The sequence below is a fragment of the Leucobacter luti genome (genome assembly GCF_019464495.1).
Lineage (GTDB): Bacteria > Actinomycetota > Actinomycetes > Actinomycetales > Microbacteriaceae > Leucobacter > Leucobacter luti_A.
The window spans coordinates 2,442,256-2,464,420 of record NZ_CP080492.1 but is presented as its reverse complement, the minus strand read 5'-3'; the positions used below and the strand labels follow the sequence as shown (position 1 = coordinate 2,464,420).

The 22,165-nt window shown below is 65.5% G+C and carries 19 protein-coding genes and 2 pseudogenes; 6 read left to right on the top strand and 15 right to left on the bottom strand.

From position 1 onward, the window contains the following. Positions 1 to 431: 431 nt before the first annotated feature. The 9 genes and pseudogenes from K1X41_RS16160 to K1X41_RS10970 all read right to left on the bottom strand — a co-directional run bounded on the left by K1X41_RS16160 (position 432) and on the right by K1X41_RS10970 (position 9,131). Complete coding sequence (locus K1X41_RS16160) at positions 432 to 1,040, bottom strand: HAAS signaling domain-containing protein (protein WP_396426477.1); 609 nt, start codon at positions 1,038 to 1,040, stop codon at positions 432 to 434. Positions 1,041 to 1,171: 131 nt separating this feature from the next. Then, positions 1,172 to 1,480, bottom strand: a pseudogene (locus tag K1X41_RS11005) (PadR family transcriptional regulator); the annotation flags it as partial. Positions 1,481 to 1,715: 235 nt separating this feature from the next. Beyond that, the gene (gene pheA / locus K1X41_RS11000; protein ID WP_220174629.1) at positions 1,716 to 2,666 is read right to left on the bottom strand and encodes a prephenate dehydratase; all 951 of its coding nucleotides are present in this window, start codon (positions 2,664 to 2,666) and stop codon (positions 1,716 to 1,718) included. Positions 2,667 to 2,773: 107 nt separating this feature from the next. Then, entirely contained in the window at positions 2,774 to 4,414 is a 1,641-nt protein-coding gene (pgm, locus tag K1X41_RS10995; RefSeq protein WP_220174628.1) for a phosphoglucomutase (alpha-D-glucose-1,6-bisphosphate-dependent), read from the bottom strand. Positions 4,415 to 4,498: 84 nt separating this feature from the next. Then, a complete protein-coding gene (locus K1X41_RS10990) occupies positions 4,499 to 4,882 on the bottom strand; it encodes a RidA family protein (RefSeq protein WP_166644214.1) in 384 nt (127 codons plus the stop codon). After that, positions 4,879 to 5,910: a dipeptidase gene (locus tag K1X41_RS10985; RefSeq protein WP_220174627.1), complete on the bottom strand. Its 1,032-nt coding sequence runs from the start codon at positions 5,908 to 5,910 to the stop codon at positions 4,879 to 4,881. Before K1X41_RS10985 ends, K1X41_RS10990 begins: the two co-directional genes overlap by 4 nt. Next, positions 5,907 to 6,617: a hypothetical protein gene (locus K1X41_RS10980; protein ID WP_220174626.1), complete on the bottom strand. Its 711-nt coding sequence runs from the start codon at positions 6,615 to 6,617 to the stop codon at positions 5,907 to 5,909. The genes K1X41_RS10985 and K1X41_RS10980 overlap by 4 nt, the downstream gene beginning before the upstream one ends. Continuing rightward, a complete protein-coding gene (locus tag K1X41_RS10975; RefSeq protein WP_220174625.1) occupies positions 6,614 to 8,335 on the bottom strand; it encodes a hypothetical protein in 1,722 nt (573 codons plus the stop codon). Before K1X41_RS10975 ends, K1X41_RS10980 begins: the two co-directional genes overlap by 4 nt. A gap of 28 nt (positions 8,336 to 8,363) precedes the next feature. Next, entirely contained in the window at positions 8,364 to 9,131 is a 768-nt protein-coding gene (locus K1X41_RS10970) for an IclR family transcriptional regulator (RefSeq protein ID WP_132201406.1), read from the bottom strand. A 299-nt stretch (positions 9,132 to 9,430) separates the two neighbouring features. On the opposite strand from K1X41_RS10970, the gene K1X41_RS10965 reads away from it, so the two are divergent. The 6 genes from K1X41_RS10965 (at position 9,431) to K1X41_RS10940 (ending at position 15,665) form a co-directional block, all read left to right on the top strand. Continuing rightward, positions 9,431 to 11,035: an ABC transporter substrate-binding protein gene (locus tag K1X41_RS10965; protein ID WP_220174624.1), complete on the top strand. Its 1,605-nt coding sequence runs from the start codon at positions 9,431 to 9,433 to the stop codon at positions 11,033 to 11,035. Between the two features lie 19 nt (positions 11,036 to 11,054). Further along, positions 11,055 to 12,140, top strand: a complete 1,086-nt coding sequence (locus K1X41_RS10960) for an ABC transporter permease (protein ID WP_133615421.1) — start codon at positions 11,055 to 11,057, stop codon at positions 12,138 to 12,140. Beyond that, complete coding sequence (locus K1X41_RS10955) at positions 12,137 to 13,024, top strand: ABC transporter permease (RefSeq protein ID WP_132201400.1); 888 nt, start codon at positions 12,137 to 12,139, stop codon at positions 13,022 to 13,024. Before K1X41_RS10960 ends, K1X41_RS10955 begins: the two co-directional genes overlap by 4 nt. Continuing rightward, complete coding sequence (locus tag K1X41_RS10950) at positions 13,021 to 13,827, top strand: ABC transporter ATP-binding protein (RefSeq protein ID WP_132201398.1); 807 nt, start codon at positions 13,021 to 13,023, stop codon at positions 13,825 to 13,827. The genes K1X41_RS10955 and K1X41_RS10950 overlap by 4 nt, the downstream gene beginning before the upstream one ends. Beyond that, complete coding sequence (locus K1X41_RS10945; RefSeq protein ID WP_220174623.1) at positions 13,824 to 14,657, top strand: ABC transporter ATP-binding protein; 834 nt, start codon at positions 13,824 to 13,826, stop codon at positions 14,655 to 14,657. The genes K1X41_RS10950 and K1X41_RS10945 overlap by 4 nt, the downstream gene beginning before the upstream one ends. Positions 14,658 to 14,873: 216 nt before the next feature. Further along, on the top strand, positions 14,874 to 15,665 hold the full coding sequence (locus K1X41_RS10940) for an HAD-IIA family hydrolase (protein ID WP_132201394.1): 792 nt from the start codon (positions 14,874 to 14,876) through the stop codon (positions 15,663 to 15,665). 143 nt (positions 15,666 to 15,808) lie between these two features. Here K1X41_RS10940 and K1X41_RS10935 read toward each other — a convergent pair whose 3' ends face one another. The 6 genes and pseudogenes from K1X41_RS10935 to K1X41_RS16010 all read right to left on the bottom strand — a co-directional run. Next, entirely contained in the window at positions 15,809 to 17,374 is a 1,566-nt protein-coding gene (locus tag K1X41_RS10935) for an MATE family efflux transporter (protein ID WP_220174622.1), read from the bottom strand. A 167-nt stretch (positions 17,375 to 17,541) separates the two neighbouring features. After that, complete coding sequence (locus K1X41_RS10930; RefSeq protein WP_132201390.1) at positions 17,542 to 17,988, bottom strand: MarR family winged helix-turn-helix transcriptional regulator; 447 nt, start codon at positions 17,986 to 17,988, stop codon at positions 17,542 to 17,544. Positions 17,989 to 18,055: 67 nt separating this feature from the next. Then, positions 18,056 to 19,576 (bottom strand): carboxyl transferase domain-containing protein, encoded by a 1,521-nt coding sequence (locus K1X41_RS10925; protein WP_220174621.1) that lies wholly within the window; start codon positions 19,574 to 19,576, stop codon positions 18,056 to 18,058. Next, positions 19,576 to 20,760, bottom strand: a complete 1,185-nt coding sequence (locus K1X41_RS10920) for a CaiB/BaiF CoA transferase family protein (protein WP_220174620.1) — start codon at positions 20,758 to 20,760, stop codon at positions 19,576 to 19,578. Before K1X41_RS10920 ends, K1X41_RS10925 begins: the two co-directional genes overlap by 1 nt. Further along, positions 20,757 to 21,689 carry an amidase gene (locus K1X41_RS10915; RefSeq protein ID WP_309478085.1) on the bottom strand — a complete coding sequence of 311 codons (933 nt, stop codon included), beginning with the start codon at positions 21,687 to 21,689 and terminating at the stop codon, positions 20,757 to 20,759. The genes K1X41_RS10920 and K1X41_RS10915 overlap by 4 nt, the downstream gene beginning before the upstream one ends. Before the next feature lie 133 nt (positions 21,690 to 21,822). After that, positions 21,823 to 22,142, bottom strand: a pseudogene (locus K1X41_RS16010) (amidase family protein); the annotation flags it as partial. Positions 22,143 to 22,165 lie beyond the last annotated feature (23 nt).

Below are 22,165 nucleotides of genomic sequence, written 5' to 3'. Positions count from 1 at the left end.
CATCCTGGGCACCCTCGGAGTCCGATGCAGCTTCGTCCGGTACCGTCGCTGCGCAATCACCGAGCACTGGCACCCGTTCGTAGGGCGCGGTCGGCTCCGCTCCCTGTTGTGTGGCCGGGTCGGTGTCTTCTTCTCCCGTCATCAGATCACTGGTGCTGAGTTCCCGGAGCGGGAAGACGTTCCACTCATCTGGCATGGTGGCTGCAGCGTTCCGCCGGTAGTCGATCCACTCGCCGTTGGCGTCGGAACCTCCCATGGGCAGCCAGTCCGCATATGATCCCGGCTGCCCGTCACCAGTGTGCAGCGGACTGCCATCCTGTGTGAACAACTGCACAGCACCAAGGGGCTGCCCATCGCAGTCGTAGGCGAAGATATTGGTCACGCTCTCCCCGTTCGAGGTCAGCCCCGGAGGAAGAAACGTTTCCAGGTCATCACCGGTACTCGCATGTGCAAAGCTGAGGCGGTCGAGCGCGATGCCCGCGAGCGGCAGCAGGGCGAGGATCGCGACGACGCTGCCGATCCGGCGTAGCCAGACGGCCCAGGCGCCGGGGAGCCATGCGCCGCGGCCCCACTGCACACTGAGCAGCGTCGCTGCCCCGGTGACAAGCAGCCACACCACCCCCCGATGAGATCCCGAAGAGGAGGCAGAAGACCGTAGCGACGGCGACACCGCGCAGGACCCACCAGACCGAACGTAGCGAGAGCACGAAATCGCGCACTCCACGCCGCCCGCTCGTCTCATCCCACCATTCGCGCCAGCGGCTGGCAAGCGCACGGCCCTGGTCCATGAGCCCCTCCCGTGGCTGGGGTGCGGACTCCGGCTCAACGCGCTCGGGAAGGCCTGCGGCCTGCCGCAGTTCCTCGGCGTAGCTGCGAGGATCCCCCAGCTCGTTGCCGTCACTGAGCCGGTCCACGAGATCCGCGGCGAGTCCGTCGGTGAGTTCATCCACTTCGTCTCGCGGCAAATCGGACAGCCGGTCACGCACGGCAGCAACGAATTCGGCGGCACGCTCCTCGTTGGTGCGGGTTGCGGTGCTCATGCGTCTGCTCCTTCCGGAGTTCGGGCGGCGGAGGCCGACATGGGGTCTGGAGGTGGGGCGGGTGTGGATCCTGGCGCGGGGGCGGGTGTCGTGACGGATCCGGGCCCCGCCTCTGCACTTGCACTCGGCGCAATGAGCCGGGTGAGCGTTTGCGAGAACTGCTCCCATCCGGCCCGCTGCTCTCCGAGCAGTTCGTGGCCGGCCGGCGTGATGCTGTAGTACTTGCGGTGCGGCCCGCCCTCAGACGGAACCACATAGGTCGAGAGCGCCCCGGCCGCGTAGAGCCTGCGCAGTGTGCCGTACACCGAAGCGTCACCCACCTCCGCAAGCCCAGCGTCTCGGAGACGGCGGACGACGTCATAGCCGTAACCGTCTTCGCGCTGCACGACCGCGAGCACGGCGGCGTCCAGCACTCCTTTGAGTAGCTGCGTGGCGTCCATACGCTCCTCACCTCGATCATCGGGGAGAACTTCCCCATGCGCACTAGTGTGCATTACACACTAGTGCGGTGTCAAGAATGTGCATCGAGCTCCGCGGTCCCCTCCAGGCTGGGCCTCTGCCGCGGGCGCGAGTGAGCACTGAGTGCGGAGCCCCGGGCGTGGGCGTCCCGAGCGGTGGTACCTCAAGCGAGAGTGCCCCGCGCCTCAGCGCACCGCAGCAACGCAGCGCCGAACGCTACGCGTCTTCGCCTGAGATGATCCCACGCAGCCAGTCGCGGGCGTCGCGGAATGCGTCGTCATCGTGGGCGGCGCGGGTCGTCGCGACTACGCGATCTGCGCGCGGGTAGGAGCCCAAGAACACAACGTTGGGGCTGAAGCGCTTCACCCCGAGCAGCGCATCGGCCACACGCGCGTCTTTCACATGCCCCTCAGCGTCGATGACGAAGCGGTACCGCCCCATCCGATCGCCGATCGGACGGGACGCAAGGAGCGTCAGGTTCACGCCACGTGTGGCGAACTGTTCCAGCAGGTCAAGCAGCGCACCAGAGCGATCCTCCGGCAGCTCAACGATCAGCGACGTCTTGTCTGCGCCGCTGGGCTCTGACACTGGCACGATCCGGCTCACGAGCACGAAACGCGTCACCGCGTCGGGGTTCTCCGCGAGCCCGTCCGCAAGCACGTCAACGTCATAGTGCTCGTCAATTCCAGGCGGGGCGATCGCTGCGTCGATCCCCTTCTCAGGGTCAAAGAGATCCGCCGCCGACTGCACGTTCGAGGAGGCAATGAGGTGCCGATGCTGTGTCGTGTGTGCGTCCAGCCAAGTGCGGCACTGCCCATACGCGACTGGGTGCCCGGACACGACTGTGACATCCTCAAGGCGAGTCCCCGGGCGCGCTACGAGGACGAAGCTCACCGGCACCAGGTATTCACCCACGATGCGCAGCCCGGGGATGGTAGCGAGCGCGTCCTGCGCGACCGTCACCCCGCCGTCAATCGAATTCTCGATTGCGATCATCGCCGCGTGGCTGCGCCCAGAAACAACCTCTTCGAGGGCTGCGCCGAGATTGTCGACCGGGTTCCAGTCCTGACCCACAGCTTCAGGCACCTGTTTCAGGGCCGCCTCCGTAAAGGTTCCCGCTGGCCCGAGATAGGAGTATCGGCGGACGGGTGCGGGACTCTGTGACATGCTCACCAGGGTACCGCGAGGGTGGAAGCGACCGGATAAGCCGCGCCACTGCGGGTGGGTACCGCGCTCCGGACCCGTCGCGCCAGCCACGCCCCGCAGCGGCGCCCTTACCCCAGCACGCGAGCGACCAGCGCCTGCGCCTCCTCCTGCACGAGCGCGAGGTGTTCGGGACCACGGAAGGATTCCGCATAGATCTTCATAACGTCCTCAGTGCCGGAGGGACGGGCAGCGAACCACGCGTGCGCGGTCTGTACTTTCAATCCGCCGATCGCAGCATCATTGCCGGGAGCGCGGGTCAGGATCGCTGTGATCGGATCCCCCGCCAGCTCCGTCGCGGTCACATCACTCGGAGCAAGCGCGCCAAGCCTGGCCTTCTGCTCAGGTGACGCCGCGGCGTCGATCCGCGCGTAACTCGGCTCCCCAAACTCGGCAACGAGCTCACGGTAGCGCTCAGACGGCGATTGCCCCGTGACCGCCTGGATCTCCGCAGCAAGCAGCGCCAGCAGAATCCCGTCTTTGTCCGTGCTCCACGCACTCCCATCGAAGCGCTGGAACGAAGCACCAGCGCTCTCCTCGCCGCCAAACACGACCGTGCCGTCCGCGAGGCCGGGCACGAACCACTTGAACCCCACCGGAACCTCGAGCAATTCACGCCGGTGAGACGCCACCACTCGGTCGATCATGCCCGAGGACACGAGCGTCTTGCCCACCCCTGCAGACTCCGGCCACTCTGGCCGATGCCTGAGGAGGTAGTCGATCGCGACGGCGAGGTAGTGGTTCGGGTTCATCAGCCCGTCTGCGGTCACAATTCCGTGCCGGTCCGCGTCAGCGTCATTGCCCGTAATCAGCGCATACTCGTCCCGGAACGCACTCACGGTGCTCATCACATGCGCAGACGACGGATCCATTCGGATCTTGCCGTCCCAATCGAGATGCATAAACCCCCAGCGCGGATCCACGCCGTCGCCGAGCACCGTTACATCGATCCCGAGCCGGTCTCGAATCGCGGCCCAGTAGGCAACGCTCGCCCCGCCAAGGGGGTGGGCTGCGAAGGAAACACCAGCGTCCCGGATCGCTGCCAGATCGATCACCTCGTTTAGGCATTCGATGTATCCCCCGAGAAAATCGAAGCGGGGGGCCGCGGCCACCGCTTCGCGCGTTGCGCGCGGAATGTTGGGGGTCCCGCTCGCGAGCAGCTCATTCGCACGCGCTGCGATCCAGTTCGTGGCGTCGGTGTCGGCCGGGCCGCCATGCGGTGGATTGTATTTGAACCCGCCGTCGGCAGGCGGGTTGTGGCTCGGAGTCACCACGATTCCGTCTGCGCGGGATGGGTCATCCGCCGCGAGGCCACGGTTGTGCGCCAGGATTGCGTGGCTCAGGGCAGGAGTGGGTACGAACCAATCGTCGCCGTCGCCGGCCGCCGCGCGGACGTCGACTCCGGCGGCGAGGAGCACCTCGACCGCGGTGCGCTCGGCTGGCACTGAGAGCGGATGCGTGTCCGCGCCGATGAACAGCGGACCGCTGATCCCCTGCTCCGCACGATACTCAGCGATGGCTGCGCTGATTGCCGCGATGTGCGGCTCGGTGAAGGCCCCGGTGAAGGCTGAGCCGCGGTGTCCGGAGGTACCGAATACGACCCGCTGCGCGGCAATCGCGGGATCCGGCACCGTCTCTGCGTAGGCCAACAGGAGTGCTGCGACGTCAATCAGGTCGTCAGGACGGGCAAGGGTGCCGGCGCGTTCATGCATGTGTCCATCCTCCCACGCAGAGCTCCTGTGAGCGCCGGAGCCTGATGTTGTCGCCCGGACAAGAGACCGGGCGACAACATCAGGCTAGGCGGCCGCTGGCACCGCCGCGATTGCGGTGAGCTCCACGAGCATTGACGGGCGTGCCAGCTCTGCAACGCCGACGGCGCATCGCACGGGCACGGCGGCGCCAAACCTGCGTGCGTACACCTCGTTGAAGACGGCACGCGTCGTGCTGAGGTCGCGCAAGTAGATGGTGAGGTGGGCAATGTCTCCCAGCCCCGCTCCCACCCGCTCCAGTTCGGTCTCGAGTGAGTCGATGACGAGCTCCGATTGGGCCTCGATTCCCTCCGCAAGCACGCCGCTGTCGTCTACGGGGATCACCGTGACGTAGGCGGTCTCACCAATCACGGTGACGTCAGCCGAAAGCGCGCCGGCCGTGGGCTCTGGCACCCGCAGAACGGCGCTCACTTCTCTGCCCCGTTCCCGGCCCCTGATTGAGCATCCAGCGGCACAAATCCTTCGTCGTACACACGTTTCCAATTGCCGTAGAAGACCTGTTCAGCCTCATCCGAGGTGAGGAGTCCGCGTTCGACGATGCGATCCCGGACGGCGCCGAATTTGTGGAAATCGAAGTTGTCAATCCACGCCTCGGGCGGCGGTGCCAGATCGGGGCGGGACGCACCATGCTGCGTTTTCCGGCTCCACCGCCCCTGTCGCATCCAGGGGATGTTGTCAGCGGGTGCGTTCGGATCCAGGTCAGAGCCATAGGCGACATGATCGACGCCGAGCAACTCAACGTGCTTCGCGATGAGTTCCGCAGACCCGTCGAGGGTTGCCGCGTAGTCCCCTGCGATGTTGTTGTACGTGCAAACCCCCAGTACCCCGCCGCGTGCAACCAGCGCGTCGAGCACTTCGGTCCCCTTGTTGCGAGCGTGGTCATAAATCGACCGTGCGTTCGCGTGATTGATGATCACCGGTCTGCTGGAAGCGATGATGGCCTCAAGCGAGGTACGCTCGCCGACGTGTGAAAGGTCAACCAACATGCCAACCCGATTCATCTCCTCCACGATCTCGTGCCCGAACCGAGAGAGCCCCGAGTCATGCGGCTCGTAACACGAGGAGCCCACCGCGTTTTGGATGTTGTAGGTGAGTTGGACGATGCGCACGCCCATGTTCCAGAAGTGTTCCACGAAGCCGATCCGGTCGTTGAACAGCGATGAGTTTTGCGTCCCGAGGACAATGGCGATTCGGTTCGAAGCAACTGCCTCGTCAATGTCTGCTCCGGTGCGCGCGATCAGCGCCACATCGGGAGCGTTGCGCACGGTGTCGTTCCAGCGGGTGAGGGCGTCCATGGTTTCCATCGCGTCTTCCCAGAATGACGCAGTGATCGTCACCGCCCGCACTCCGCTGTCTCGCATCTGAGACAGGAGGGCCGCGTCGTAGCGGCCGCACTGGAGTCCGTCGATCACGCCGGTAGCGCCGGAACCCGCGCTCATGCGAACACCGCCGAATCCGGGGTACCCGAGGCGCTTCGCAGATGCTGGTAGACCTCTTCGCTGGCCTCGCCGAGCAGGTTCCCATCGGCGTCGTAGATCTGCGTGCCAGCGTGCCGGCGAGAAAGCTCCGAATCCGGAGTCAGTGCCTCGTTCGACTCGTGGAACAGGCGCCAGAATTGATCGGCATCCATTTCATACCCGTCCCGCAGAATTCTCTGCATCGCGGGCCCTGCGGCGAGCGCAGCCGGGTCCGTCGCAAGGGGCGGCACGGCAGAGGCTGCAATCGTCGCAGCGTCGTCAGCGATACGGGTGAGCGTCACGGAGACCCCGCGTACGGCTGCGTACTCTGAGAGCGCCGCGAAGAGCGTCACACCGGGCACCTTGTGCACCCGAACGCTGCGTGCGCCGGCTGCGACCGCGAGCGCGAGTTCGTCGATGAGCGCTGGGGCGAGCAGCGGGGCGGGTGTATTGGCACCATCAAGCACGATCTCATCCCCCTGGAGCTCGGCCACGAATGACGTCCGTGCTCCCGCATAGTGCTCTCGGACATCTTCCATATAGCTCACGGCGTCATAGCCCTCGGCCTGCGCCGCCATGATGGCGTCACGAACCGCGTTCACGGCATATCCGGGGCAGTTGCGAGCGTGCAGGTATCGGCCCACCATGTGTCGCATTTCGCGTGCGGAAGCGCGCATCTGTGTCGTCATCGGGTGGCTCCAATCGGAAGAGCTGGCATCTGTGGGTAGCGGGTTTCGACGGCAATGCCCTCGTTGATGTCCGCGGCAGTCGGGGCACCCAGGTAGATCAGTCCGAGGACGTTGCGGTCGTCGCCCTCGTCCACCGTGCGCAATAGGCCGTGCACTGCAGAGTTCATGAAGCGCACGATGGACACCGGCACAAACTCGTCCGACAGCATGTTCATGTGCGGTGAGTGGTAGCGGAAATCGCGCAGTGATTGGATCCGCTCGATGGCGGCGCGCAGCTCAGGGAACTGCCGGAGGAGCTCGCCCACCGTTGCGACCTCACTGCCTGCAGCAGCGAGCGCCCGTGCGACGGCCTGCACGTCACTCGGGAGATCGAGAGCCCAGTTGCGTCCTCCGACCACTTCCGAGGCGAGGCCCCGCCGCGGCTCTTCGGCGTCCGCGGATTTGTACCAGACGAAGCTCCGCGCACCGGGCGCCGACATATCGGTCTCGAGTGCCCAGCGGTAGTCGCGGTCCAGAATCTCACGGAGCTCGGCCAGGGGCATCGTCGGTTCGCAGATGAACTGCTCCGATCGAATCCCGCCCTCAATCGCAGCGACCACGCGTTCGTAGGGAAGCAGCTCGAGCAGATTCGCGGCGACCAGTTCCCACGCCTCATCGCTCACCACTCCATCGAGCAGATTCAGTAGCGCCGCACCCGTCGTTGCCCCCTGGGCTGCGAGCTGATCCAGTTCGGCGATCGCGCGGTCCAAGTGCTCGGCCACCAGATGTGGATCCTCGAACCGGGAATACACATATGGGTCCACGCGGGAGAATTCTGCGGCGCGGACGAGGATCCCACGATACTCCTCACAGGCATCTCCACCCGCCTGAAGCTCGATCTGGCAGGCTTCGGCGAGCAGTGTCTGGCGTTGTTCCAGCCAGGTGCCGATGAGCATCGGATGCGTGTTCACGAAGAACAGCAGCCCGAGCGCAGAGCCGTTGCCAATCCCCACCATTCGACGGACCTCCCGCGCGAGGGGCACCGCGCTTGGGCTCTGGTGCGCTGCCATCGCTTCGACGAGGTCAGCCGCGAACTCGCGCATGATGAACGCCGACAGCAATTGCGCGTGCAGCGGGAGCCGCAGCGGGTGATCGGTCTCAAGTGTCAGGAACGATCTCGTCAAGAATGTTCCGTTGCCGTCGAGTCCGGTGTTCCGCATGAGGTACCCGACCTCCCACAGCGCTTCGATATCGGGCTGCTCACCCGCGGCCAGCGCGGAGACCGCGTGGTTGAATGCGCGAAAGCTCCGGTTGGATCTCGCCCACGTCAGGGTTCCCGGCGCTGCACGCCCCGCATACAGTTTGGGGAGTTCGGTCCGTGTTGTCTCGCGATCCACCGCAGTGGTGGGGCCCTCGATGAGCGCGCCCATCATGTCCCAGTTCTGCCCGGTAATCCGACCGGTTCGCCCGTCGAGCCTCGGCTCGAAGCTGTAGACCACAAAATCGAACACCCAATCGCCCGTCGCATGCACCCGGTAGAGCGCCTCGCCCTCGGCACGATCGTTGATATCGAAGTGCACCCGCTCGAACGTCCAGGCTTCACGCTGCATCTTTTCGAGCAGCGTCCGTCCCGCCGAAATTCGGCTCGCGGGCAGTGACTGCAGCCGCTCAGGCTGCAGCAACAGGTCTGGATCGAGGATCCGGCGTGGCACCGGAGCAATCGGCGGGATGGTGGTCATCAGCACTCCTTTGTGAAGGGGAAGGTGGTCAGGTAAGGAGAATTCCGGCGCTCTGCTCGGTGAGGTCTTCGATGGTTCTGGCGCCGGCCTCTAACAGTGAAAGCACGTGGTCCGGCTTCGTGCGCCCCTGCGGCCAGTGCGCGGAGAGTGCGAATCGCACGCGTCCCGTCGAGCGTCCGACGGGAACGGCGATGATCTCGATGGGGTCATAGTCGCTGTCCACGAGCACCGCGAACCCGTCGGCCCGCACGCGCGCGCATTCGGCCTCGCTCGGAAGCTCATCGTCGATGTCGCGCAGGCGCGCGGTTTCGGCCTCGGGGAGGTAGCTCAACAGCACCGAGCCGAGTGCGCTCCCGCCGATTCCAAACCGCTGACCGTGTTTGAGCGAGACGTGCACGTTGCGGGGCGGAAGCCCTCGGCCAACAATGGTCACGGCGTCGCCGTCGAGTGTGCCGAGGGAGACGCCCTCGCCCAGCTCTCCTGCGAGTCGTGTGAGCTCTTCGGCGATGCGCACGTCGACGCTGGCGTGACGCAGCGCGGCTTGACCGAGCCGAACCGGCGAGAACGTGAGCGAGTATGAGCCCTGCGAATTCGCGCTCAGCCACCCGGCCGCAACGAGTGTGACGAGCTGCCGGTGCACCATTGACCGCGACCCTCCCACTCGACGCGCAATTTCCGAGACCCCGAATGGGGCGTCAGTCTTTGAGATCTCCTCGAGCAAGCGCAGCATCTTGAGGTTCGAGGTCAGTGGTGCAGTGCCACTCGTTTCCGTGATCGGATCCACCTTGTTCTCCATTCAATGTCATCTATACGGTGACATAGTTGCGCATTGCGTGACACGAAACTATCCACCGTCATTCGATCTGTCAACTCAGAATTCCCCGGCTTTCCCCATCACGCACACTTGCGCTGAGTGACAAAGATTCTCCATCACGCACTTGACGCGACTGACAACACCGGTAATATCGCTCTCACTGCTTCTCAAATAAGTTGCAGTTGTCACGATATAGTTGACACCCTACCCGACAGTGAGGTCGCATGTCCTCACCTGGTGTGGTGCAACCACAGTCACCACACACTGAAAGGAACTGCGATATGACATCGAAGTCACCTCGGAGGGCCGCCGGGGCCTCCGCGCTCGTCCTTGCGGCGGCGCTCGCCGTCACAGGTTGTGCGACGGGAGCCCAATCGAGCACGGGCGGAACCGCGGCAGCCAAAACGGGAACCCTCGTGATCGATCAAGCGTTCACCGCGCAATCCATCGATCCGGCCACACTATTCCAGGTCACTGATTCGATCGCCGCAAGCGGGCTCTACGAGACCCTGTTCACCTACATCGACAACGTTGCAGAGCCACAGCCCCTGCTCGCCAAGTCACTCACGGCGAACGAGACTTCGACCGAGTTCACCATCACCCTGCGAGACGACGCAACGTTTGCCAACGGGAGCCCCGTCACCGCGGCCGACGTCGCATTCTCCTTCAACCGCCTGAAGAACCTGGCGGCCAGCCCCGCGTACCGCATGGAGGGCATCACCGTCACCGAGGTCGATCCGACCACCGTGAAGCTCACCACTGAGAACCCCATGCCCTACATAGAGCACACTCTCACGGCACCGCCGCTCGCCGTCGTCGATGACGAAACCGTGCGCGCAGCAGGCGGCACTGACGCAGCCGATGCAGCGGAGACCGACACTGCTGGCAATCTCTTTACCGAACCCGGCAACGGTGCCGGCAGTGGCCCGTACACGCTCGACAGCTACGACACGAACTCGCAAATCGTGCTCGTGAAGAACGAGGAGTATTGGGGCGAGGCAGCCGCATACGACCGCATCGTGCTGCGCAACGTCAACAACGCTCAGCAGCAAAAGGCCAACCTCGAGGGCGGCGACAGCCAGATCGCCCTGGACATCCCGGGTCGCACCGCAGAGGGCATGGCGTCGGACACCCTGAAGGTACAGTCCTCCAGCTCCCCCGAGGTGCTGTACCTCGCACTCTCTCAGAAGGAGGGCGCAGCAACGGCCGATCCCGACGTCGTCAAAGCGATCAAGGCCGGCATCGATTACGAGGGGCTGCGCACGATCGTCGGCGCTGGCGCAGTCGAGGCCACCGGCATTATCCCCTCGATGATGAGCGGCGCACTGCCCTCAGGGAAGGGCCCGAAATCAGACCCTGCCGCAGCGAAGAAGATCCTGGCTGATGCGGGCAAGACCGGCACCGAGGTGACCCTCGACTACGCAAACGACTACACGCGTCTCGCAGGAATCGACTACAACGTCCTCGCGCAGGGGATCCAGACTCAGCTCAACGCGATCGGCCTGAAGGTGACGCTCAGTCCCACACCGACCTCGACCTCGCTGCAGCGGTATGTCGATGGCGATACGGAAATGGCGCTGTGGTCCTGGCCGCCGGACACGGCCGACCCCTCGGATGTTCTCGTGTTTGCGCCGGGCGATCTCATCGGAACCCGCGTGCACTGGCCCGCGGAGGCCGCGCCCGAGGTCGCCGCGCTTGCTGAAACCGCTCGAGTCGCCACGGGCGAGGCCCGTGGCGAAGCGTTCACGGCGTGGAACGCGGCTATGAATGAGGAGGCGCCGTTCGCGTACCTGCTCGAGCCGTCGTTCTTCCTGGTCGCTTCCTCGTCAGTCGAGCACGTCAGCCACGATCCGCTCGCGTCGATCAACCTCTCACAAATCCGCTAAGCGTTCGGATATCAGCACCGTGACTCACACACTCTCTGAAACCGGGGCGGACGCGACAACGTCCGCCCCGGAGAAGGGCGGCGGGAACGGCTACGGCCGATTCATCCTGCGCCGCCTGGGCACTTCCTTGATTACCCTGTTCGGCATCACGATCGTCTCGTTCGGGCTCGGAGTGATCGTCCCGCTTCGGCCGGAGACCGCGAATCTCAGCCAGCAGGCGCTCGCCAACCCCGAGGCTGTCGCGGCCTTCCGCGAGAAGTTTGGCCTGAATCTGCCGATTTGGGAGCAGTATCTGCGCTACCTCGGCGGCCTCGTGCGCGGCGATCTCGGCATCTCGCAGCAGACTGGGCAACCGATCGCAGCAGATCTCGCCAAGTACGCGCCGGCGACGCTGGAACTGGTGGTGTGGGCCACGGTGCTGTCCGTGCTCATCGGTGTCTCGCTCGGGATCATCGCAGCCAACGCACGCAATCGGTGGCCGGATCAGGTCGCGCGCCTGATCTCACTCCTTGGCGTCAGCCTGCCGACCTACTGGATTGCGCTCGTTGGCTCGACCGTCTTCTTCCGGCAGCTCGGATGGTTGCCGGGGAGCGGGCGGCTCGATGCCAGCGTCACCCCACCACCGACGGTGACCGGCTTCTACACAATAGACGCGCTTCTCGTCGGAGACTTTGCGGCGTGGGGATCCGCGATCAGCCACCTCATCCTGCCTGCCACCGTCCTGGCACTGTCAAACCTCGGCATGGTGCTGCGCTTCACCCGCAGTGCGGTCCTCGACGGTCTCAACACGGACGCGGTCAAGGCCGCGCGCGTGAAAGGCCTCCCCAGCACTCGCGTGCTGATGCGCTACGCGGTACGGAGTGCATCAAGCCCGATCATCACGGTCACCGCGCTCTCGTTTGGTTTTCTCCTCGCCGCAACCGTGTATGTCGAGCAGATCTTCGCCTGGGGCGGCCTCGGCCAGTACGCCTACCGGTCCGCCACGAACCTCGACATCACTGCCATCACTGGCATCTCCGTGGTGATCGCGGTGATTTTCCTCGCCGTCAATTTCCTCGCCGACATTCTCGCCTCGGCATTCGACCCAAGGATCCGGATCCAATGAGCCGCACAGACGTGATCTCGATGATCGCCGCCCCCCAGGCTCGCGATCCGCGCCGGCGTATCCCCAAGTGGCTACGCACTCCCACGATGGTCGCCTCAGGGGTCGTACTCCTGGGCTGGCTCGTGATGATCCTCATCCCGGCCCTCACCCCGTATGATCCACTCGCGACCGTGGGCCCCGCGCTCACCGCACCCGACGGGAATTTCCTGCTCGGAACTGACGCGCTCGGTCGCGACAATCTCAGCCGCACGCTGGCTGCCGCACGCACGTCGGTTCCGAACGGTCTCATGATCGTCGCCGCCGCCGCACTCATCGGTACAACGATCGGGCTCATCGCCGGATTCTTCGGCGGCTGGATCGATGAAGTCTTGATGCGCATCGCTGACCTGGTGTTCGCATTTCCTGGCATCATTCTCGCCATGGCGATCGCCGCAGCGCTCGGCCCGAGCATCCAGAATGCGGTGATTGCCGCGGCAGTCAGCTGGTGGCCCGCGTACGCACGCGCGGTCCGATCGATAGTGCTCGCCCTGCGCGAATCGGAGTTCGTGCTCTCCAACCGACTCTCGGGAGTCGGCCCCTTCCGTTCGATCTTCGTCGATCTTCTCCCAGCGGTCAGCGGGTCAGTTCTCGTGCTCGCGATGCTCGACATCGGCTCAGCGATCCTGTTTCTCGCAGGCCTGTCGTTCCTGGGGCTCGGTGCTGTTCCTCCTGCCCCGGAGTGGGGTTCGATGATCTCGGGCGCAGTGCAGTACTTCGACCAGTGGTGGCTGGCTATCGCGCCGGGCATCGCCATCGTCACGGTCGTGCTGGCGTTCAACATCATCGGCGACGCAATTCGTGACAACCTCGAACCACGTCTCACTGAGAGCGGAGGCGCCGCATGACGCTCCTGAGTATTGACCGCCTTCGCATCCAACGCAGCAGCGGCCTGGGCGACCCGCTCGTTTCCGATGTGTCGTTCACTGTGGAAGCCGGCGAAGTCGTCGGCGTCGTCGGCGAAAGTGGCTCCGGAAAGACGCTCACCGGTCTCAGCCTCCTCGGCCTCTTGCCCGACGGCCTCTCCGCATCCGGGTCCCTCGTGTTCAACGGCCGCGAACTCTTGACACAGAGCCGCCGCGAGTGGGAGCGCACACGCGGGCGCGAAATCGCCATGGTGCTGCAGGATCCATCCTCGAGCCTCCACCCGATGCTCAAACTCGGGGAACAGCTCACCGATCACCTGCGCCTGCACCTCGGTCTGAGGAAGGCGCAGGCGGAAGCACGCGCGATCGAGCTCTTGGAACGCGTGCACTTGCGGGAGCCCAAGCGGCTCCTCGGTCAGTATGCGCACCAGCTGTCTGGCGGCATGAAGCAGCGCGTGTCCATTGCGATTGCGCTCGCGTGCGGCCCCAAACTATTGATCGCCGACGAACCCACGACCGCGCTCGACGCCAATATCCGCACCGGGATCATCGCGCTCCTCGATGAGCTCCGCCGCGAGAGCGGCATGGGCATCATCTTCGTGACCCACGACCTCGCGATGCTCAGCTCGATCGCGGACCGCCTTAACGTGTTCCGCAACGGGGAAATCGTCGAAGCTGGTCAGGCCGATTCGGTGTTCCGTAATCCCCAGCATCCCTACACGCGCGTGCTGCTTGACGCCGTCCCGCAGGTCCCCTGGCCCCTTCCCAAGGAGATTCACTCATGACCGCTGCAACACTCAGCACAGCTGTCACATCCGCGGAACCCCTGCTGGAAGTCCAGGATGCGGTCGTGAGCTATCGCATCAAGGGGAAAGGACGGTTCATCGCCGTCCAGGGAGTCGGCCTGACCGTGCGTCCCGGGGAGATCCTGGGCATCGTTGGTGAGAGTGGCTGCGGAAAATCGTCGCTCGCACGGGCGCTGGTCGGAATCAACAAGCTCAGCAGCGGATCCATTCGCTTTCTGGGCAATGAGGTCTCGCCGCTGCCACTCAAGCGTCGCGCCAGCCAGTTGATCCCGCTCCAGATGGTGTTTCAGGATCCCTACGCCTCACTCAACCCACGCCGCAGGATCGTGCAACAGCTCGAAGAAGTGTGGAACGCAGCGGCGCGGGCACGGGGCGAGCGTGGCACCTCCGAAGCGCGCCTCGCCGAGATCACCGACGTGCTCGAGCGGGTGGGCCTCGATCCCACGCTCCGGGATCGCTACCCGCACGCCCTCTCCGGCGGGCAGCGGCAACGCATCGCGATCGCGAAGGCGCTCCTCACGAGGCCGCGCGTCATTGTGGCAGACGAGCCGATCTCCGCGTTGGACGCGTCCTCGCAAAAGCACGTCGGCTCACTGCTGCGCAAGCTCGTCGATGATCTGCAGATTGGGATGGTGATCATTTCACACGATCTCGCCGTCGTCGCGACCATTGCCGACCACACCGCTGTGATGCGAGCTGGAAAGTTCGTCGAGCAGGGCCCGACTGAGCGTGTGTGGACCGCGCCGGAGAATCCATACACTCTGGAACTGTTGAGTGCGGTGCCGGAGCTCGTGGGACGCGCGGTCTAAGAAGCGGAGCATGCGCGCGGGTGGGCCGGGGAACACGGCGCGGCGGGCGCGAGGGGCGAGGGGCGAGGGGCGAGGGGCGAGGCCGTCCTTATCAGAGCCCCGGGTCCCCGGGTCCCCGCCCCGCGTGCCCCACTTCGCGATCCGCCCGCCGGACATCTCGCGGCGCCGCGCGGCGTGGGCAACCTTCCGTTAACGTGCGCGGACTACGCTGAGGGCATGACCGAGAGAGCGATCCACCCCCGTCGCGGCGACATCGAGTGCTGGCTCACCGACATGGACGGCGTGCTCGTCCATGAGAACCGGGCAATTCCCGGGGCAGCCGAGTTGCTCGAGCACTGGCGCGAGCAAGAGATGCCCTATCTCGTGCTCACGAACAACTCGATCTTCACCGCGCGGGATCTCAGCGCGCGGCTCTCGAGCTCTGGGATTGACGTCCCGGAGGATCGGATTTGGACGAGCGCGCTCGCAACGGCTGCGTTCCTGAAACAGCAGAAGCCAGGTGGCACCGCATTCGTCATCGGTGAAGCCGGGATCCTCACCGCGCTGCACGATGCCGGATACGTCATGACGGAGACCGACCCGGACTTCGTGGTGATCGGCGAGACGCGCAACTACTCGTTTGAGGCGATCACGAAAGCGATCCGGCTTATCAGTAGGGGCGCGCGCTTCATCTCAACCAATCCTGATGCGACGGGCCCCAGCCAGGACGGCCCGATGCCCGCGACCGGCGCAATCAACGCGCTCATCACGAAGGCAACCGGCATGGAGCCGTACATCGTGGGGAAGCCAAATCCGATGATGTTCCGCTCGGCGCTGAACAAGATCGGCGCGCACTCACACAACACCGGCATGATCGGCGACCGCATGGACACCGACATTGTGGCCGGCATGGAGGCTGGGCTGCACACCGTGCTCGTGATGACCGGAATCGCTGACGCGGCCGAGATCGAACGCTTCCCCTTCCGGCCTGACGAGGTTCTGACCTCCGTCGCCGAGCTGCTCCAGTAGCGGCCAGTCGGCGCGAGCGGCGCTGCCCCTCCCACGAACGCGTGCGCGCGGCACGAGGGAATGGGGGTGTTCCGAGAGAATGGTGATTTCACCGTAATTCACCCCTTCCCTCGAGAATCCCCCATGCTCCCGTGGCCACCCGCTTAGTCCTGCTCGGCCAGCACCGCCTCGGCCCGCTCCTCGCTCCCCTCGGCCAGGCCGCGTTGAATCCCGGCTCGCGCAAGCAGCCACAGCACGAGCGCGGCCACGAGCACCAGCGCTTCGCTGATCGTGAGTGCCCAGATGATCCCGGCGAGCCCAAACCACAGGTTTCCCACGAACACGATGGGAAGAAACAGCACTCCCTGCACGATCGACAGCACGATCGTCGGCGTGACCCGGCCAGCTGCCTGGAAAAGCGATTTCAGCAGCCCGGTGCAGCCGTTTGCAAGGGTCGCCACGAGCTGCGCGGTCAGTACGGTCACCCCGATCAGGAGCACCGCCGGGTCCGCGGTGAACAGACCAAGCAGCGGCTCCCGGAACAGGAACACCACCGCTGAGAACAGCACCACGACCGCGGCGACCGAGATACCCGAAGCGCGCAGCGCAGCGGACAGTCTCGCGCGGTCCCCTTTGCCATACGTGTAGGCCAGCAGCGGCAGCACACCGATTGTGATTCCCATGACGAGGAATTCGGGGACCTGCGCGATCCGCACCCCGATGCCCATTGCGGCGAGCGCCTGCTCACCATGCCCGGCCGCGAGGTTGTTGAGCACGAGCGTAGTCAGGATCATGAACGCGGCCTGCAGCAGTTCGCCAACGCCGATGCCGAACACGGGGCGCAGCACGTCTGGCGAAAGTGTGAACCAGCGCGGGGCGAGCCGCACGTGTGCACTGTTGCGGTGCAACCAGGTCGCAAAGTACCCCACGAGGATCAGGTTTGCCAGGCCCATTGACAGCGCAGCTCCCGCCACGCCCCAGGGCAGCACCAGGATGAATACGATATCGAAGAGCACGTTCATCGCGGTAGCAGCGATCAACCCGATCATCACTTGTTTGGCAGCGCCTTCAGCGCGCACGAGCTGTTCGAGGCAGAACGCTGCGGCAAGCACCGGCACGAAGATGAGCATTACTGTGGCGTACTCGCGGGTGGCAGGAGCGGTCGCGGCATCCGCGCCGAGCAGCGTTACGAGCGGGTCGAGGAAAAGCAGACCGGCTGTCGCCACGAGTGCGCCGCTGATCACTGCACCCCAGAACGAGAACGCGGAGACGTGCTTGATGCCCTGGGCTGCGGCTGGATCGCGTTCGCCCTCGCCGAGCTTGCGGGAGATCAACGCGCCGCCGCCCACCCCAAAGATGCCACCTACAGCCATGACGAGGGCGAGCATGGGGGTGCCGAGTGTAATCGCGGCGAGCAGCGCGCTGTCGTGCAGGGAACCGAGGAAGCCTGCATTCACCACGTTGTAGAGCGCTGAGACGATCATCGCTGCCGCCATCGGGATACAGAGATGGATGAGCGAGCGCAGGATCGGTGCGCTGGACAGGTACCAGCGGTTGCTGCCCACAGCGGGGGGTGCGTCTGGCGCACGAGTCAGAGCGGGGACGGTGCCCGTGCCCGTGTCTGTGTCTGCGTCTGTGTCTGTGTCTGTGTCTGTGTCTGTGTCTGTGTCTGTGTCTGTGTCTGCGACGGTGCCGGTGCCGGTGCCGGTGCCTGCGGAGGGGTCGATCATGGTGGTTCCTTTCGGGCAGCACGAATCGAGCTCCGACCGGTGTCGGTGCCGAAGGGTCTGTCAGTGGTGGTGGTGAGAGTCGTGGGGTGAGATCGGAGATTTTTGGCGCGCCAGATCAGCCTCCGCGACAGCGGGATCGGCCGCGCGGACGGGTGCTGCGCCCTCCGCTAGTCGCGCGTGGGCTGCGGGAGTTCCGCGGTTACCTTGCTGAGTAGCGCGTGGAGCGTCGCGCGCTCGGCAGCATCGAGCGGGGCGAGCAACTCATCTTCGATCCCTTCGAGCGCGGTATCGAACCCGGCAACGAGCTCGCTGCCCGCTGCCGTCGCGAAAACCAGCTTGCGGCGCTCGTTTGCGGGGTCGGTGCGGCGCTCAATCAAACCGCGCCGTTCAAGCCCCTGCAGGAGACTTGACACGCTTGCGGCACTCGTGCGGGTGACCCGCGCGAGCTCAGCCTGGATCGTGCCTGGCTGCTGAGTGAGGTATCCGAGCGCGAAGCCCTGTTCGTGGCTGAGCTCGCGCTCGCGGATCCAGTCTTCGCCAGCCTTGCGCTGTGCCCATCCCAGCCAGCGCAGCTGGCCCAGGATGCTGGTGAGTTCCGGAGGCGATTCGGTCATAGTTAGAAGACTAAGTGTTAGATCTCTAACTGTCAACTTGCGTCGCTGTCGATCCGTCTTTTCGGGGCTACACCCCAAGCGTTCGGTATCGTTCCAACCGCAGGATTCGGCGGCGCTCGGGGAGCTGCAGGCTGAGTGCCGCAAGCTCTTGCGCGATTGCGTCACCGAGGCGGCCGCAGAACGCCGTCGCCTCGACCGCGGCGTCTGGCAGCTCGGCGACGATCCGATCCACGATCCCGTTCGCTCGCAACCGCGCAGACGCGACGCCCTGCTGCTCAGCGAGTTCCGGCGCGTGCTCGATGTCACGGTGCACAATCGCCGACGCCCCCTCGGGTGGGAGGGGCGAGAGCCACGCGTGCTCAGCTGCGAGCGTGCGGTCGGCTGGCAATAGGGCCAGCGCTCCGCCCCCGGTCCCCTCTCCGAGCAGCACAGACAGCGTCGGGCTGGTGTGCGTCACCAGATCCGCGAGGCAGTGTGCGATCTCCGAAGCGAGGCCGCCCTCCTCTGCGGTCTGCGACAGCGCGGCGCCAGGAGTGTCGATCACGGTCACGAGCGGGAGCTTGAGTTCCTCCGCCAAGTGCATGGCCCGCCTCGCGGCACGCAGAGCACCTGGCCCGAGCGGCGCGTGTGAGCGCTGCAGTCGACGATCCTGCCCCACCACCACGCAGGGCACGCCTCCGAACCGCGCGAGGCAGAGCGAGAGCCCTGGATCGCGTTCGCCCTGACCGGTGCCGGACAACGGCACCACATCGGTGGCCGCGTGGCGCAGCAGATCACGGAGCCCAGGCCTCGCCCGATCCCGCGTCCGCGTCACCGAATCCCAGGTGTCAGCGGAGCCAGCCGGATCGGAGGCTGCCGTGCCCGGATCTGCCGCGCGGGCCACAAGCGCAGCGTGCGTCGGCTTCTCCAGCAGTCGGAGTGTCCGCGAGATCACCTCGCGCAGATCTTGCGGCGGGAGCACCCCGTCGATGATGCCGTGCTGGGCAAGGTTCTCCGCTGATTGCACACCGCTCGGAAACGCTTCCCCGTAGAGGGCCTCATAGACTCTCGGGCCGAGGAAGCCGACGAGCGCGCCCGGCTCGGCAACGGTCACCTGGCCGAGCGACCCGAAGGAGGCAAGTGCGCCTCCCGTGGACGGGTGCCGTAAATAGGTCAGGTATGGCAAGCCCTCCGCCTGGTGTGCGGCAACTGACGCGGCAATCTTGACCATCGCGACAAACGCGACCGTGCCCTCCTGCATGCGGGTGCCGCCCGATGCGACCGCGGCGAGCACCGGGAGCCGCTCGGCGGTGGCCCGCTCCATGGCGAGCACGAAACGTTCGGCAGCCGCGGTGCCCACGGAGCCAGCGAGGAACTGGAACTCGCAGGCGATCAATACGACGCGACGCCCGTCCACCAACGCTTCCCCAGTGACGATCGACTCGTCGGTTCCGGACTTCGCGGCTGCTGCGGCGAGTTCGGCGCGGTACGCGTCGCCGAGATCCGGTTCAACGGGCGGAGCATCCCAGCTGAGGTAGCTGCCCTCGTCAGCGGTGAGCGCGATGAGTTCAGCGGCGGACAGTCGGTGGGGGCGTGCCGGGGTGTGCATTATTCCTCCTCGAGCCAGGCGCGGATCACGGCGTCGTGCTGATTCAACACGGGTGGGGCGACATGCTTGGTGCGGGAGCGCTCAGTCTCCCCAGACGTGCCGACGTCGAAGAACCGGATCGGAGGGCCTGGCAGGGTAATTCCCCCGAGCGCGGCGTGATCAACATCAACGAGCAATCCCTGCGAGGCTACCTGCTCCCACTCATAGACCTCCGGGAGCGTGCGCACTTTGCCCGCGGGGATCCCGGCGGAGCGCAGCCGCTCGAGCAGCGGTGCGGCGTCGTGCTCGGCAAACGCAGCCGAGACGAATTCCAGTGTCTGCGAGTGGTGGGCCACCCGTTCGGGATTCGAGGCGAGACCGGGTGTCGCTGGATCCAGCTCAAACTCGCCGCACAACGCCGTCCAGAGTCGCTCGTTCCCGACGCTGATCTGCACCGCGCCGTCCCTGCATGGGAACAGCCCGTATGGCGCGATGGACGGGTGGTGGTTGCCCTGCGCCAGTGGAGTCTCTCCAGCCACGGTAACCCGGGTCCCTTGAAATGCGTGAACGCCGACGAGTGACGAGAGGAGTGAGGTGCGCACCACACGCCCGCGCCCGGTCTTGGCGCGCTCTACCAGCGCTGCGAGCACACCGACCACGCCGTGGATCCCGCCCAACAGGTCCGCGATCGGAGTGCCGACGCGTTGCGGGTCTTCGGCTCCGGATCCGGTGAGCGACATCAACCCGGCCTCCCCCTGCACGATTTGGTCGTAGCCAGCGCGATCAGCTTCTGGTCCGTCGTGTCCGAAGCCGGTAATGGAAAGCTGCACCAGGCTCGGGTTGAGCTCGGCCAGGGTCGCGGTGCCGAAACCCAGCCGTTCCATCACCCCGGTGCGGAAGTTCTCAATCACGACATCGGCGCGCGCTATCAAGCGGCGCAGCACATCGCGACCATCATCACTCTTCAAGTCGAGCGCAATTGATTCTTTGTTCCGGTTGCAGGAGAGGAAATAGGTGGAGTAGCTGCCACCGTCGGCCCCTTCAACAAACGGCGGGCCCCAACCGCGGGTATCGTCGCCAGATCCCGGAGCCTCGACCTTGATTACTCGAGCCCCCAAGTCCCCGAGCATCTGCCCCGCATGAGGACCGGCAAGTGCCCGACTCATATCGATCACGACGAGACCGTCGAGTGAACCTTCGCTCATCGCTGAGCCTCCACTTCTTCGAGCATTCGCGGCCGCACCCGCGACCAGCGAGTGCGTTGTTCGTACGCGTGAGCTGCGCGCAGCAGCAGGGCGTCGCCGCCGTGGGGCGCGACGAGCTGGATGCCGACTGGCATGCCGCTCTGCGAGAATCCGGCAGGGATCGAGAGCGCTGGCACACCCATCGCGGAGACGACGCACACCGAACTGATCCAGTCGAGGTAATCGCCCATGGGCTGCCCGGCGACACGTTTCGGCCAGCGCTCCGCGAGCGGGAACGGCACCAGCTGCACGGTCGGGGTGAGCCACAGGTCGTACCGATCAAAGTAATCGCGAGTGTGCCCCTCGAGCCTGGTGCGCGCGCGGGCCAGCTCGCGCAATTCTGCCGCAGTTTGCCGCTCGCCGACAGCGACGTTTTCGAGCATTTCTGGTTTCACGAGCTCTGGCTGCGAGCGCACGAGCTCGCCCCAACCAAACTCAAAGTCGAAAGCGCGCGTCTGCCGAAACACGGTGTCGGCCTCCCGCAGATCCGGCTCCGCTTCCTCGACGATGGCGCCAGCCTCGGCAAACACCGCGAGCGCCTGCAGCGCGACCGTGAGCACCTCAGGTTCGACGGGGAGGCCGAGACCCAGATCAGGCGACCACCCAATGCGCAGGCCGGTAATGCCGGAGCCGAGGCCAACACGGAAGTCCAGCCCTGGTTCCTGGATCGAGGTCGGCACTCGCGGATCCGGCCCCGAGAGCACGTTCATCATCAGGGCGAGATCACCCACCTCCCGCGCCATCGGGCCAGTACGTCCGAGCCACGCCCACGAGTTCGCCCCGGGGGTCGGGATTCGTCCGAGCGAGGGGCGCAGCCCCAACACATTGCAGAACGCCGCGGGAGTGCGCAGTGACCCGCCCATGTCCGAGCCGTCGCCTACGGCCTGGATCCCGGCTGCCAGCGCCGCCGCAGCTCCGCCGCTTGACCCCCAGCGCTCCGCGTAGGATCGTACGGATTGCCCGTCGCCCGAACACCTCGTTAAAGGTGTGGCCTCCTGCCGCGAATTCCGGCACGTTCGTCTTGCCGGTCATGATCGCCCCAGCCGCGCGCATCCGCTCAACGATCAGGCTGTCGCTCGTGGGAATCACGTGCTGCAGCAGCGGTGACCCCACGTGTTCGGCATCCCGGCCGTTTCATTCGTGTCCTTATTCGTCAGCGGAAGCCCGTGCAACGGGCCGAGCTCAGCGCCAGCGGCCTGCCGCTCGTCTGCGGCGAGCGCCTGCGCGAGCGCGGACTCGCGATCCTCGTAGATCACCGCGTTCAGGATCGGGTTCACCTCATCGATCCGGTCCCAGTGCGCCTGGAGCGCCTCGCGGGCGGACAGTTCGCGTGCGCGGATCATGCTGGCGAGTTCAGTTGCGGGGA

Bases quoted from the DNA above. Each gene is read 5' to 3' on its own strand.
- K1X41_RS16160 (WP_396426477.1), bottom strand. From the start codon at position 1,040: ATGAGCACCGCAACCCGCACCAACGAGGAGCGTGCCGCCGAATTCGTT.
- pheA (WP_220174629.1), bottom strand. From the start codon at position 2,666: ATGTCACAGAGTCCCGCACCCGTCCGCCGATACTCCTATCTCGGGCCA.
- pgm (WP_220174628.1), bottom strand. From the start codon at position 4,414: ATGCATGAACGCGCCGGCACCCTTGCCCGTCCTGACGACCTGATTGAC.
- K1X41_RS10985 (WP_220174627.1), bottom strand. From the start codon at position 5,910: ATGAGCGCGGGTTCCGGCGCTACCGGCGTGATCGACGGACTCCAGTGC.
- K1X41_RS10980 (WP_220174626.1), bottom strand. From the start codon at position 6,617: ATGACGACACAGATGCGCGCTTCCGCACGCGAAATGCGACACATGGTG.
- K1X41_RS10975 (WP_220174625.1), bottom strand. From the start codon at position 8,335: ATGACCACCATCCCGCCGATTGCTCCGGTGCCACGCCGGATCCTCGAT.
- K1X41_RS10970 (WP_132201406.1), bottom strand. From the start codon at position 9,131: ATGGAGAACAAGGTGGATCCGATCACGGAAACGAGTGGCACTGCACCA.
- K1X41_RS10965 (WP_220174624.1), top strand. From the start codon at position 9,431: ATGACATCGAAGTCACCTCGGAGGGCCGCCGGGGCCTCCGCGCTCGTC.
- K1X41_RS10955 (WP_132201400.1), top strand. From the start codon at position 12,137: ATGAGCCGCACAGACGTGATCTCGATGATCGCCGCCCCCCAGGCTCGC.
- K1X41_RS10950 (WP_132201398.1), top strand. From the start codon at position 13,021: ATGACGCTCCTGAGTATTGACCGCCTTCGCATCCAACGCAGCAGCGGC.
- K1X41_RS10945 (WP_220174623.1), top strand. From the start codon at position 13,824: ATGACCGCTGCAACACTCAGCACAGCTGTCACATCCGCGGAACCCCTG.
- K1X41_RS10940 (WP_132201394.1), top strand. From the start codon at position 14,874: ATGACCGAGAGAGCGATCCACCCCCGTCGCGGCGACATCGAGTGCTGG.
- K1X41_RS10935 (WP_220174622.1), bottom strand. From the start codon at position 17,374: ATGATCGACCCCTCCGCAGGCACCGGCACCGGCACCGGCACCGTCGCA.
- K1X41_RS10930 (WP_132201390.1), bottom strand. From the start codon at position 17,988: ATGACCGAATCGCCTCCGGAACTCACCAGCATCCTGGGCCAGCTGCGC.
- K1X41_RS10925 (WP_220174621.1), bottom strand. From the start codon at position 19,576: ATGCACACCCCGGCACGCCCCCACCGACTGTCCGCCGCTGAACTCATC.
- K1X41_RS10920 (WP_220174620.1), bottom strand. From the start codon at position 20,760: ATGAGCGAAGGTTCACTCGACGGTCTCGTCGTGATCGATATGAGTCGG.